Source organism: Saliniramus sp. (assembly GCF_035311605.1).
Lineage (GTDB): Bacteria > Pseudomonadota > Alphaproteobacteria > Rhizobiales > Beijerinckiaceae > Saliniramus.
The window spans coordinates 1-13,282 of record NZ_DATGCW010000314.1; the positions used below are offsets into that span (position 1 = coordinate 1).

Below are 13,282 nucleotides of genomic sequence, written 5' to 3' on the forward strand. Positions count from 1 at the left end.
GGCTTCAGGTTTCCGCTCTTTCCGATCATCACGGCGTAGCGCAGGCCTTCTTCACCCGCGCGGCGCCCGTTGAGGAGCGGGGTTTGCTGGCTCGGAAGGTCGGGGTCGGGGCGGACGGGTTCCTCGGCCTCAAGCGGGTGCACTCACCTGATGTCGTCACCGTCGCGACGCCCTGGGCGGATGAGGCGCGGCCTCGGGGAATGCGCTGGTGATGCGCCGGGCGGGAGTGGTGCTCGCCATCGCCACAGCCAATTCCGGGCCGGATCTGCTCTGGGTACCCTGCACAGGCCTGATCGGCGCGGGGCGCTGGCCGGATTGGGAGAGGCGGCGATCCAGGTTGTCATGGACAGCCTTCTCCTCGCCAGCGTCAGTTATTCGGCAAGTCCTCAAACGGATTCCCGTGAATGAAGAGGGCCACTGCGGGTGGCTCATCGCTTTCACGCCCTCCCCGCTTCCCCACCGCATCACTACGGTGATCCCCACCCTCGCACCCCTCGCCCTTGACCGCGCCCCCCTCACCCGCCATCCGGTTGCACACACCCGGCGATACCATTGACTCGCGAACACGCGTGGGCATGCTGCGGCGTCTGCGTGGCACGCTCACGTGGTGTAGCCGGGTGGCACGATCTTGCCGCAGGCCCGTGATCCAGGTGCGCGTCGCGTTGGCGGCGGGGTGCATGGGTTGATTGATCGGCGCGCTGCTCCAGCTTGGGATTGCATATTGGTGTGGCGGCCTGACGCATCGTCAGTCATGCCGCGCATGAAAGCGGCTTTTTTGCACCAGCACGCCGAACTCGCCGGGCGTCCGCCCCTTCGGCCAGCTGATGCATACGCGGATCCCGTGCGCTGATCCGCGTCGCGACAAAACAACGAAACGGAGTGGTTCATGACCGAGAGAGCGATCAGCTCGCGCATACGTTGGCCTGATGGTCTTTCGCATTTGATTGATACCGATTATCGCATTGGGCAGGACAATATCCGCAGACGGTTCGGGCCGATCGGTCTCGATATCCACAATCCCGTCTTCCTGATCTCCGGCATTGCGTCGATCGTCTTCGTCATCTTCACGCTGGCCCTTCCGGAACAGGCCTCGGCGATCTTCTCGGCGATGTTCAGTTTCACGACCACGACATTCGACTGGTTCTTTCTCACGAGCGCCAATTTCGTCGTGCTGTTTGCCCTGCTTCTGATCGTGACCCCGCTCGGCAAGGTGCGCCTGGGGGGCTCGAAGGCCGTGCCCGATTACTCCTATACCGGCTGGTTCGCCATGCTGTTTGCCGCCGGCATGGGGATCGGGCTGATGTTCTACGGCGTGTCCGAGCCGATGACCCACTTCTCCACCGCCATGGGCGGAACGGCCGCCGAGAACGGGGTGCGCACGGACTGGGCGCCGCTGGGGGCTGCGCAGGGCAATCAGGAAGCCGCAATCAGCCTCGGCATGGCCGCCACGATCTATCACTGGGGCCTGCATCCTTGGGCGATCTACGCGACAGTCGCGCTGGCGCTCGCGCTGTTCAGCTTCAACAAGGGCCTGCCGCTGACCATCCGCTCGGCGTTCTATCCGCTACTGGGCGAGCGTGTCTGGGGCTGGTGGGGACATGCCATCGACACGATCGCCGTTTTCGCCACGCTGTTCGGCCTCGCCACATCGCTCGGCTTCGGCGCGACCCAGGCCAGCGCCGGGCTGAACGCGCTTTTCGGCGTGCCGCTGGGCACGACGACGGAAATCGTGCTGATCATCGGCATCACATCCGTGGCGCTGGTCTCGGTGCTGCGCGGGCTCGATGGCGGCGTCAAGGTGCTGTCCGAGCTGAACATGGGGCTTGCCGCATTGCTGGCCCTGTTCCTGCTGATCACCGGGCCCACGATCTTCCTGCTCGGCTTCTTCTGGGACAGCCTGGTATCCTACGGTGAACGGCTGCTGCCGCTCTCCATGCCGTTCGGGCGCGAGGATGTGAATTACAGCCAGGGCTGGACGGCCTTCTACTGGGCCTGGTGGATTTCGTGGTCGCCCTTCGTCGGCATGTTCATCGCCCGCGTCAGCCGCGGGCGCACGGTGCGCGAGTTCATCACCTGCGTCCTGCTGATCCCGAGCCTCGTCTGCATCCTGTGGATGTCGATCTTTGGCGGCACGGCGATTCACCAGGTGGTGACCGAGAACTACACCGCCGCGCAGGATGCAGCGCTCGAACTGCAGCTTTTCCGCATGTTCGACCTGTTGCCGCTGGCCGGCATCACCTCCTTCATCGGAATTGTTCTGGTGATCGTGTTCTTCGTCACCTCGTCGGATTCCGGCAGTCTCGTGATCGATACGATCACCGCCGGCGGCAAGATCGATGCGCCCGTGTTGCAGCGCGTCTTCTGGTGCATTTTCGAGGGCGCAGTCGCGATTGCCCTGCTCGTCGGCGGGGGACTCGCAGCACTGCAATCGATGGTGATATCGACGGGAATCCTGTTCACGATGGTTTTGCTCGTGATGTGTTTTGCCATCTACAAGGGCCTGTTGAGCGAGTATCGCAGCATCTCGACCGGCTCGACAGGATGATCGGGCAAGGCTCGCGCCAGGCGCGGGCCTTCCCTCACCTCCCGAAATCCCCTATCACCCCCTGAGCGCCCCATCATACGGATACCCTTCCCATGCGGCTTCAGGCTTCTGCGCTTTCCCGTCACGATGATCTCGCCCACGCCTTTTTCACGCGGGCGGCGCCGGTGGAGGATCGGGGGGCCCTGGCGCGGGAGCTGGGGGTTTCGGCTGACGCATTCCTCGGCCTGAAGCAGGTGCATTCGCCGGATATCGTCACCGTCGAGGCGCCCTGGGCGGATGATGCGCGGCCGTGCGGGGATGCGCTGGTGACGCGCCAGGCGGGGGTGGCGCTCGCCATCGCCACAGCGGATTGCGGGCCGGTTCTGTTTTTTGACGCCCGCGCGGGCGTGATCGGCGCGGCGCATGCGGGCTGGCGCGGGGCGCTGGCCGGGGTGCTGGAGGCGACCATCGCGTCCATGGAAGCACTCGGCGCGCAGCGCGGCGATATCATCGCGGCACTCGGCCCCACCATCAGCGCGGCGAATTACGAAGTCGGGCCCGAGCTCGTCGCGGCCTTCCGCGAGGCCGATCCCGGCCATGAGCGCTTCTTCACGCCCAATGATGCGGGCCGCGCGCAATTCGATCTGCCCGCCTTCATCGGCGCCCGGCTCGAAGCCGCCAGCATCGGCGGTTTCGAGGATCTCGCCCGCTGCACCTATGCGGAGCCGGAGCACTTCCACTCCTACCGCCGCCACACTCACCGCCAGGAGCCGGGCCACGGTCGGCTGATCTCGGCAATTGCCCTGCCCGGCTGAAGCTCCTGCGCCGGCGCAGCCGCCGGGCAGGTCTCACGCGGCCAGATGCTGATAGCGCTGGACGACGCCGCTCATCGCATCGGAGGCCATCCCCGCCTGGGCGCGGGAGGCCCAGACGATCTGCGCAGCGATCCGCGTCCCGTCTTCCCAGACGACGCTAACCGCAGCGCCCGGCACCAGGGCGCCGGTTTCCTGCAGATGCGGCTCGAATGCAATCTTCAGGCCCGAACCGCAGACATCGACGAGACGCGCCGGCATCACGGCATTCGCCATGCGGATTTCGACGGGATCGCGCGCCGGTATGCGGGTCTCGTTGCGGCGATCATCGACGTCTTCGGCAACGCCGCTGACGAAGGCCTCGACCGACCGCGCCATCTGGTGGGCAACCTGATCGACCCGGTCGGAAACCGAGCGCACCTGATCCGCCTCGACACGCGCGTTTTCGATGGCGCCGGAGACTGCGTCAAGATTGCGCGCCACGGTTGCCGAACCGCTCACCGTGAGGCTGATCGAACCGGCAATGCTGCGGGTCGCCTCGTCCTGGGTCGCCACCGCCTGGGCCAGCGCCCTGGCCAGATCCGCGATCTCGCCGATCGTGCCCGCAATGCCGTCGATCGAGCCCACAACATTGCCGGTCTTGCTCTGGATACCCGCAATCTGCGCCGATATCTCCTCGGTCGCATCTGCCGTTTGCGCCGCGAGCGCCTTCACTTCCGCAGCCACCACGGCGAAGCCGCGCCCTGCCTCCCCGGCACGGGCCGCCTCTATGGTCGCGTTGAGGGCGAGGAGATTGGTCTGATCCGCCACCTGACGGATGAGCGCGACGACCTCGCCGATCGTCTCCACACCGCGCGCCAGTTCACCGACCGTGGCCGTCGCCGCGTCGGCAATGGTTTCCGCATGGGCGACCTTGCCGGAAGTGGCTTGCGCCTGCTCGGTGATGTCGCGGATGGATCCGGCCAGTGCCTCGGCGGCGCTGCCGACAGACTGGACGTGTCCATCCGCCTCGCGCGAGGCGGTTCCGGCTTCGAGCGCCTGCTCGGAGGCGTCGGCACTGACGCGCGTCAATCGCGCGGATGTCTGCCCCAGCTGGGTGATCTCGACGGTCAGCCCCTCTTGCACATGCGCCGTTTCTTCCCGGAAACGCTGGATCAGACTCTCGATCTTGTCCTGGCGTAGCAATTCCTTGTCACGATCCGTCTGCGCCTGGGATTCGAGGCGCATGCGCGCAAGGGCGTTGTCGCGAAACACTGCAAGCGCGCGCCCCATATCGCCCACCTCGTCCGAGCCCGCGAGCGCGCTGAGATCGACCTCGTTGGTGCCGGCCGCCAGCTGCTGCATGACTTGCGTGGCGCGCCTGATCCGTCCCGCAACGCGATTCTGGAAATAGCGCACGGCTATCCCGGTCGCGGCCAGGGCGACGAGCGCGAGGGCGACGGTCAGCCAGAGCTTGCTGCGAGCCTCTCTGCGCAGCTCCTGCGCAAGCGCGAGATTGGCCGCAGCCGCCTCGACGACGAGATCGACCGCCGAATCGAGCGCCTCGGTAGAGCGGGCGAAATAGGTTTCGAAATCGACCGGGTAATCAGCGGTCTCTGCGGCTGCGTAGAGATCCTGCCGGAGGGTCTCGTAATCCTCGAAGTAGAGCCGACGCATGCGCTGGAAGGCATCCGCCACGCCGGGCGCGAGATCCGCGCGTCCCGCGAGACTTTGGGAAAGGCCCCATGCCTGAAGGACACGTCCATGAGATTCGTGCATCTCGGGCAGGTCAGTGGTTGTCAGCGGCTGCTCCAATGCCGTTGCGATCGCGAAATAGGTGCGCTCGCGTCCGCCATATTCGCGAATGATCCACGCACGCTGCATCAGGAGGTCGTTAGCGGCGATCGCTGCTGGCGTATTTTGAGTCGGCGGGCGGACGAGATCGCCCAGATCATTCATGGCTGCGATCGTGCTTTTCATGTGTTCGATCACGCCGGAGCCACGCGATGTTCGTGCATCCTGCGCCACACGCAGGTCTGGATCCACTTCTGCGCGGATCGCCGCGAGGGATTGCCGATGCTGCCTCAGCGCTTCGACGAGCTCCGCCTCACGCGGCAATTCGACAGCGTCAAGATGCGCTTCGAGTTGGGCAAAGAGCGCTTCCGAACGCCGCCGCTGCTCATCAAGGGCATTTTGGAACCGCGCCGGGAACGGTCCGGGCAGGGCAAGGCCGACCTGCGAGAGTGAGCGTTCGAGCGATATCTCGATCGTCGCCTTGTTCAGATAGGACAATGCGGTGACGGCGTTACCGGTCTGCGTCGCGGACGACAAACGCCGCATCTCTTGTCCGATGACGAAGCCTGCGGCCACGAGAACGGCAAGCCCGACAAGGCCGGTGAACAGAAGGCTGGATCGACGAATGGATAGCATCGGCTCGGCTTCGTTTTGGTCGAATTCCAGACAGCATTTACGGACAATGATTTATGAAGAGTAAAATCTTCGCCAAAACAAATATATATTTTAGTTCATCTTGTAAAATATTACAATTATTAGTGGCATTTTTTGACGAGCATTCAAATTACATTCATTTTGCGTGAAATGAGAAGGAAGAAATCTCGGTCATGACTTGTCATGCGCCATGAAGAACCGGATCCAACTTCGTTCGAGATCGATTTTCTACGCACCCTTGTAGCGCCACTCGATCAAGGCAATCACCCTGCCCGCCGGCGCGTTACAGCGTTTCGGGCCGGACAGGGTCGGATCGGACGCTCTCGATCCCTTTCGGGCCCATCATTTCATCCAGGCCGCCGATACCCGCACGGAGGCATGGCATTCATTCGCGGATCCCCACCACATCCGGCGTCTCCCACGCCAGGTGCTGGCCGCCATCGAGGGCGAGCATCTGCCCGGTCATGGCCGGCGTCGCGGCGAGAAAGACGACGGATTTCGCGATTTCTTCCGGCGTCGCGCCACGCTTCAGCGGCGTCGCCTCCGTCTGCTTGCGGAAATCGGCATCGCCCTGGCGCGTATTCGAGATAGTCGGGCCCGGCCCGATCGCGTTGACGCGGATGCCGCGCGGGGCAAGCGCCTGCGCCATGGTCTGCGTCGCCGTCCACAGGGCGGATTTGGTGAGCTGGTAGGAGAAGAAATGCGGCGTGGGCTTCCACACCCGCTGGTCGAGCAGGTTGACCACGAGCCCGTCCACGCCCTCAGGGCATTGCCGGGCGAAATCACGCACGAGGAAGGCCGGCGCGCGCAGATTGATGGCGAAATGGCGCTCCCATTGCGCGGGATCGAGATCGATCAGATCATCCGGCTCGAATTGCGAGGCATTGTTGACCAGCATGGTGAGCGGCAGCCCCAGCCTCGACGCCGCCTCCGGCACCAGCCGGGCCACATCCCGAGCATCCGCGAGATCACCCTGCACCGCACAGGCGCGCCCGCCCATAGCTTCGGTCTCCGCGACGAGCGCGTCAGCAGCCTCGCGCGAGCGCCCGTAATGCACGGCGACCGCGTAACCCTCGCCCGCCAGCGCCAGCGCGATCGCCCGCCCGATGCGCTTTGCCGCCCCCGTCACCAGAACTGCGCGTTCCATCATGCACCCCGATACCGTTTGAATTGCGACACGGTATCAGCTTACGCAGGTCTCCGGCAGATGGATGCGGGCGATCGGGATGCGGCTCAGCGCACCACCCGGATCAAGCCGCCGCCGGCTTCCTGGAAGGTCGGGCAGCCGATGACCAGGCGAATATCGTTGTAGTCGTAATCCGTCCAGCCATAGCCCTTGCTGCGATCTTCCCAACCGTAATACAAGTATTTGCCCGGCTCGCAGACTTCCTCGGCGATTTCGGGATCACGATTGGTTTCCAGATTGGGCAATACGCCGCCTTCATCGATACGAACGCATTCCTCGAGCGTGTCGCAGAGCACTGTCTCCAGATTCTGCCTGTAGAGATCCATCTCCTCGTAGCGCCAGCCGTCGCGCACGCGATACCCGGAAACATCATGCACCAACGCGCCGGTTGCCGGATTGATCGTCGTATCGGCATAATAAATGAACACGCGTCGGCTCGGATCATCCCATTGTTCGGGGTTTTCACGCGCAGCATGCACATTGCGCAACATGAAGCTGATGAATTCTCCCGGCGCGCATTCAGCGAATTCCTGCTCGTATTCCGTCGGCGGTGTCGCGTTGTCGGCCAACGGCAGGAAGTTGCGCCGGCCACCATCGGGATCATCAGTCCGGTCAGGGTTGAAACAGTAGGTGTAGACACGGTCGTAATCGGAGGCCTCATGATTGAGCTGCCTGAAATCCGGTGGCGGCATGACCTGGACCATGGGCGGCCGGCGCACGACCGTCTCCACACCCGCCGTCAGCGAACGCGACATGCCGGGCATGGCGGCCGCGAGCGTCGCGAACAGATCCGCCTCGATGTTGATGCGGTAATGCATCTCGTCGACCCACTCGCCACTCACCGTGACATTCTCCACGCTGTTGCCATGGCGCGACATAACCGATTCGCGCGCCTGCTCCTGCAACAACGCCGTGCGCTGCGGCTCCTTGGCCATGGCGATCGCGATCGCAGTGCTGTCGGCCAGAACGCGCAACTCGCTACGCAGGGAATGCGCCCGGGAATAGTCCAGCGCCGCGCCCGCAAGCCCGGCTACCGGCACGAGCAGCAGAGCGAAGACAATTGCGACGTTTCCACGGCTGTCGAGACCGAGCCGGTCGCGATCGGGGCCATCGTGGCGATGAATGTCGGGCTTTGGCATCAGGGCATGCATGATCGGCAACCCACCATCAAGAGTACTCATGCAATCGATCATAAGACGGATTTATAAAAAATATGCTACCCTGAATATATAAACGTATTCCGCTACGTCAAATTCTGCGGCTGCGACGCGGTGCTGCGGGTGCCAAACGGAAAACGCCCGGATCGGGGCGGGATCCGGGCGTCCTGATCGCAGGGGCCGCACGCTGCTCGTCACGGCACAGGGGTCATTGCACGAGGCGCACCGTGCGATCGGTTTCGATGATTTCGGGGCAGGAGACGATCAGGCGGATATCGTCGAAATCGGCATCCGTCCACTGACCATGACGGGGATGGCCTTGCGGATAGACCGGTCGGTCCTCCCAGCCGAAATACATGTACTGCCCTTCCTCACAGGCACTTGTCGCCTGCTCGGCGGTGCGTCCCTTGCCCGGATGGGGGATGACACCACCCTGCGTTTCGACCTTGCATTCCTCGGTATCGCGACAATGCACGGTCTCGATCAGACCGACGTCCTCCATGGCGATCTTCTCGAAAGTATGGCCATGGCGCACGCGATAGCCCTGAACATCATGCTCCAGCACGCGCGTGTTCGGATCGAGCACCGTGTCGGTAAAATAGTTGTAGACTTCCCGCGACGGGTCATCCCAGGCATTGGGGCTGGTGCGCGCACCGCGGACGTTGCGCAGCATGTAGGAGACATGCTCACCCGCACCACATTCCGGAAGTTCGGTATCATAGACCGTGGTCGAGGAATTGTCGGCGATGGCGGTGAACTGCGTGCGGAACTCATCCGGATCAGTTCCCGGCTCCGCCGCGCGCAATGGATCGTAACAATACATGTAGATGCGATTGTAATCGCCCGCTTCCGGGTCGAGCATCGACATGTCCGGCGGCAGCACCCTGTAAGTCGGCGGGATTCGGTGCACGACAGTGAATACCTGCGCAGCGATCGTCTTCGGCATGCCGGGCACGCCGGCGAGAAGCGACGAGCGCAAATCGGCATTGATCGTCACCTGATAATGCGCGCCGTCGAGCCAACGGCCCTGCATCCGCACATCCTCGAGGTTCTCCTGCAGCTTTCCCCGCAGATCGCCCTCGGCCTTCGCCAGAATGTCGGGAGCCGAAGCCGGGTTTCCGGCCTGGGCGACATTGAGTGCGGTTTGATCCGCAAACAGCCGCAACTCTTCCCGCACGGCGGTCGCGCGGCTGTAATCGAGCGCAGCCCCGGCAAATCCCATGACGGGAACGAGGGTCAGCCCGAAGATCATCGCCACGTTGCCGCGCGTATCAGAAATGAAGCGTTTCATCCGAGCGCCTCCATGATCACTGGCGCTGACTCTCGGAAAAATCTGCAAATTCTTTGTTGCTTGCATGATTCAAATTTTAGGCACCTCCAATAAATCTTAATGCAACCCAAGATTAATTAGATTATTGCATGTATTAATCTACATAGACTGTATCATTTCTGGCCATGGTCTCGATTTAAATTTCGGCAGCACACAAGATATTCAGCGACATGTCTCATCATTGACCGCAATTGTATCAAAAAGATACAACTATAAACTGACTCAAAATTTCTTCAATTACGTCATTTCCGGCCTTGGAAAATGCTCCGCGCCAAGCCGGATTCGCAAAACGGGGCGGGTGGCAACGGGAAACCTGGCCAATGATCGGAAACTCTGCGCGCTTCCCGGCGTTGATCCGGTCAGAGAAAGGAGGCACGTCATGCGCAAGCGCCTCATCGTCGCCGCGCTGGTCTATCTTCCAGTCAACGCGGTTCTCTTCGGAATGATGTTCGTGTCGATCGTGACCATACCGCCTTTGACGGCCCATTCGGAAACGCTGGTTCCGATCGCGACGGTCGCGACATTCATTCTGGCCATTCCAATCGCCTGGTATCTGGCGCCCTATCTGCAGGCCAAGGCCTTCGCCGACATGCGTGAGCGGGCCGGTGTCAGCTTCGACCATCGCCCGGGCGAGGAAAAGCAGACGGTTCCCGCTCCTAAAGGGGCCGAGGAAATCGGTGTCGACCAGATCGGCGGTGGCACGGATACGATCACGCCGCAGCGAGACTAGTTAAGGCCGATTCACAGGACGCGACAGCAGAGCGGGTGCAGCCGGGCGCTTGCCTGCACATATCTCGATAAGCCCCCGCTTCAGAGCGGATATGGGGTATTGCGCCCTGTTAGCGAAAACGCTTCTGCGCTTTATAGACATGGGCGTCGAACGCATCCTGAGACTGCCAGGAATACGAGGCCACGATGCGCCGGTATGCATCCGAGGCGCGTGTCTCCAGCCCGGCCCGGTCGTTCACGACCACCTTGCCGCGCGTATAAGTGATGATGTCGTCTCGTGAGAGTTCGGTGCATACGGCGTTCACCGTGGCGCGGCGCAGGCCCAGAGCTTCGGCCAGGCTCTCCTGCGTGATCGGGATCCTATCGCCGTGAACGGCATCATGAGCATGCAGCAACCGGCGCGCCACCCGCTCAGGTGCATGCCCCAGCGAGTTACAGGCAACGCTTTCCATCAACTGTATGATCAACGAACGCCCGTAAAGGACAAGGGCGGTATAGAGACATGGAAATCGCTCCAGCGCCTCGGTCATCGTCGCGAGCGGAACCCAGGTGGCGATGCCGGGTATGCGGGCGACCGAACGGCTGAGGGTGGCACCGCCGCCCAGGATCATGGACAGCCCGATCATGCCCTCCGGGCCGATGGCAGTCTGCTCCGCGATGCGCCCGTCATCCCGGATGGCGAGCAGCGAAATCTGACCGGAATGCGGGAATACAGCATGGGACAATGTGCCGGTCGGCTCGAAGATGACCTCCCCGGCCTGCATGTTGCGCGTCAAGGCCTGGCTGCCGATGAATTCCCGCGCATCGGGGCGCAGCAATGGCAAGATCAGACTCCCGTCAGGGAAGTAATCCGACAAAACCGACTCCTGGAAATTCGCCGATCCGGCAATCTGGAAGCCATTGCACGAGCCATTTCAACCCGAACATGTGAGTTACAGCGATTCTTATAGCGTTCGCAGCTGTGTTAGGCAACAGACAAAGCGTCTTCTGCGTAAGCACCAGCACTCCCGATTGTGATGCGCGTGATTGTCATGCGCGAGACGGATTACGCCATGTGGCCCTCGGGCCCGTTGCGGGTCCCGGTCGCAGAGGATCGGTCGTTGTCCGGTGGCGGCGCGATGCTTTGCCCGTTCGACAGATGCCGCTGGACGGTTTATCTGGAAGCATTATGGTCTGTCACGTTCCGTTGCGATATGGCGGCGTCTTCAAGGCGCCCGTCCCGTGGTAACGAAACGGCGCTGCATACGCGCTCGAGAGCAGACCGGAAAAGCGCTCCAAAGGAGGCAATGGCATGACTACGCAGAACGGGGCCGAGCTGCCCGAACGCGAATCGATGGATTTCGACGTCGTGATCGTGGGCGCGGGCCCTGCCGGGCTGGCCGCCGCCATCCGCATCAAGCAGATCGCGACCGAAGCGGGCGAGGATTATTCTGTCGTCGTGGTGGAGAAGGGGGCCGATATCGGCGCGCATATCCTCTCCGGCGCAGTGATCGATCCCAGCGGACTTGATGCGCTCCTGCCCGCGTGGCGCGAGGATTCCGAATGCCCGCTGAAGACCCAGGTCACCGACGACCAGTTCCTTTTCCTCGGCCCCGGCGGCGGCATTCGCCTGCCCAATTTCGCCATGCCGAAGCTGATGAACAATCACGGCAATTATATTGGCTCCCTCGGCGAGGTGGCCCGCTGGCTGGCTCCCCAGGCCGAGGCGCTGGGGGTGGAGATCTATCCCGGCTTTGCGGCGGCGGAAGTGCTGCATGATGACGAAGGGCGTGTGCTCGGCATCGCGACCGGCGATATGGGCGTCGATCGCGAGGGCAATCCGGGTCCGAATTTCACCCGAGGCATGGAATTGCGCGGCAAGTACACGCTCTTCGCCGAGGGCGCGCGCGGCCATCTCACCAAGCAGCTGATCCGAAAGTTCGATCTTGATGCCGGACGCGAGCCGCAGAAATACGGCATCGGCATCAAGGAGGTCTGGGAGATTTCGCCCGAGCAGCACCGCCCGGGCCTCGTGCAACACTCCTTCGGCTGGCCGCTTGACAACCGCACCGGGGGCGGCTCTTGGCTGTATCATTACGGTGAGAATCTGGTCTCGGTCGGGTTCGTTATCCATCTGAATTACGAAAATCCGACGCTCTCGCCCTTCGACGAGATGCAGCGTTTCAAGACGCACCCCATGATCGCGCCGACCTTCGAGGGCGGCAAGCGCATCGGCTACGGTGCGCGCGCCATCGTCGAGGGCGGCTGGCAATCGGTGCCGAAGCTCGCCTTCCCCGGCGGCTGTCTCGTCGGCGATGCGGCGGGTTTCGTCAACGTGCCGCGCATCAAGGGCAGCCACAACGCCATTCATTCGGGCATGCTCTGTGCCGAGCATCTCGTCGGTGCCCTGCGCGAGGGGCGCGCCAATGACGAGATCGCGAGCTATGACACAGCCTGGCGCAGTTCCGCCGTCGGCGCCGATCTCAAGCCCGTGCGCAACGTCAAGCCGCTCTGGTCGAAATTCGGCACGTTGCTCGGCATCGGGCTGGGCGGGCTGGACATGTGGATGAACCAGCTCTTCAAGAGCTCGTTCTTCGGCACGATGAGCCATGGCAAGCCGGACCACGCCACGCTCAAGCCGATCGATCAGGTCAAGCAACTGAGCTATCCCAAGCCGGATGGCGTTTTGACCTTCGACAAGCTCTCCTCGGTCTTCCTCTCGAACACGAATCACGAGGAAGAGCAGCCCTGCCATCTGACGCTGAAGGATTCCAGCATCCCGATCGCGCAGAACCTGCCGAAATACGGCGAGCCGGCGCGGCTCTACTGCCCGGCCGGGGTGTATGAGGTGGTCTATGACGACGAGGTGAAGAAGACCAACCCGCGCTTCGTGATCAACGCGCAGAACTGCGTGCACTGCAAGACCTGCGACATAAAGGACCCGGCCCAGAACATCAACTGGGTCACGCCGGAAGGCGGCGGTGGACCGGTCTACCCGAACATGTGAGGCGGACGGCGTCCGGATTTTCCGGGCGTGTCAACCTTACACCTTGAAGCAGCAGGGCGATGAGGCCATGCTGTCGTCAGGATTCGCGTTTCAAGCATGTTCGACCCGCCGCGCTGCGGGAGGCGTTCAGG

General features: G+C 62.7%; 9 protein-coding genes and 1 pseudogene. 5 read left to right on the forward strand and 5 right to left on the reverse strand.

Annotated features, from left to right (window positions below; translation table 11 throughout):
- The 3 genes and pseudogenes from VKP01_RS13965 to pgeF form a co-directional block, all read left to right on the forward strand.
- Positions 1 to 212, forward strand: a pseudogene (locus VKP01_RS13965) (hypothetical protein); the annotation flags it as partial.
- Positions 213 to 886: 674 nt separating this feature from the next.
- Positions 887 to 2,545, forward strand: coding sequence for a BCCT family transporter (locus VKP01_RS13970; RefSeq protein WP_324413301.1), 1,659 nt, complete (start codon positions 887 to 889; stop codon positions 2,543 to 2,545).
- A 92-nt stretch (positions 2,546 to 2,637) separates the two neighbouring features.
- Entirely contained in the window at positions 2,638 to 3,339 is a 702-nt protein-coding gene (pgeF, locus tag VKP01_RS13975; RefSeq protein ID WP_324413303.1) for a peptidoglycan editing factor PgeF, read from the forward strand.
- 33 nt (positions 3,340 to 3,372) lie between these two features.
- Here pgeF and VKP01_RS13980 read toward each other — a convergent pair whose 3' ends face one another.
- The 4 genes from VKP01_RS13980 to VKP01_RS13995 form a co-directional block, all read right to left on the reverse strand.
- Positions 3,373 to 5,745, reverse strand: a complete 2,373-nt coding sequence (locus VKP01_RS13980) for a methyl-accepting chemotaxis protein (protein ID WP_324413305.1) — start codon at positions 5,743 to 5,745, stop codon at positions 3,373 to 3,375.
- A gap of 403 nt (positions 5,746 to 6,148) precedes the next feature.
- On the reverse strand, positions 6,149 to 6,910 hold the full coding sequence (locus VKP01_RS13985; RefSeq protein WP_324413318.1) for an SDR family oxidoreductase: 762 nt from the start codon (positions 6,908 to 6,910) through the stop codon (positions 6,149 to 6,151).
- A gap of 86 nt (positions 6,911 to 6,996) precedes the next feature.
- On the reverse strand, positions 6,997 to 8,130 hold the full coding sequence (locus tag VKP01_RS13990) for a Tad domain-containing protein (protein WP_324413307.1): 1,134 nt from the start codon (positions 8,128 to 8,130) through the stop codon (positions 6,997 to 6,999).
- 184 nt (positions 8,131 to 8,314) lie between these two features.
- Complete coding sequence (locus VKP01_RS13995) at positions 8,315 to 9,397, reverse strand: Tad domain-containing protein (protein ID WP_324413310.1); 1,083 nt, start codon at positions 9,395 to 9,397, stop codon at positions 8,315 to 8,317.
- A gap of 418 nt (positions 9,398 to 9,815) precedes the next feature.
- On the opposite strand from VKP01_RS13995, the gene VKP01_RS14000 reads away from it, so the two are divergent.
- A complete protein-coding gene (locus VKP01_RS14000) occupies positions 9,816 to 10,166 on the forward strand; it encodes a hypothetical protein (protein ID WP_324413312.1) in 351 nt (116 codons plus the stop codon).
- Between the two features lie 109 nt (positions 10,167 to 10,275).
- Here VKP01_RS14000 and VKP01_RS14005 read toward each other — a convergent pair whose 3' ends face one another.
- Complete coding sequence (locus tag VKP01_RS14005; protein WP_324413314.1) at positions 10,276 to 10,989, reverse strand: Crp/Fnr family transcriptional regulator; 714 nt, start codon at positions 10,987 to 10,989, stop codon at positions 10,276 to 10,278.
- Between the two features lie 467 nt (positions 10,990 to 11,456).
- Here VKP01_RS14005 and VKP01_RS14010 point away from each other — a divergent pair, with 467 nt between their 5' ends.
- Complete coding sequence (locus tag VKP01_RS14010; RefSeq protein WP_324413316.1) at positions 11,457 to 13,151, forward strand: electron transfer flavoprotein-ubiquinone oxidoreductase; 1,695 nt, start codon at positions 11,457 to 11,459, stop codon at positions 13,149 to 13,151.
- Positions 13,152 to 13,282: the final 131 nt, after the last annotated feature.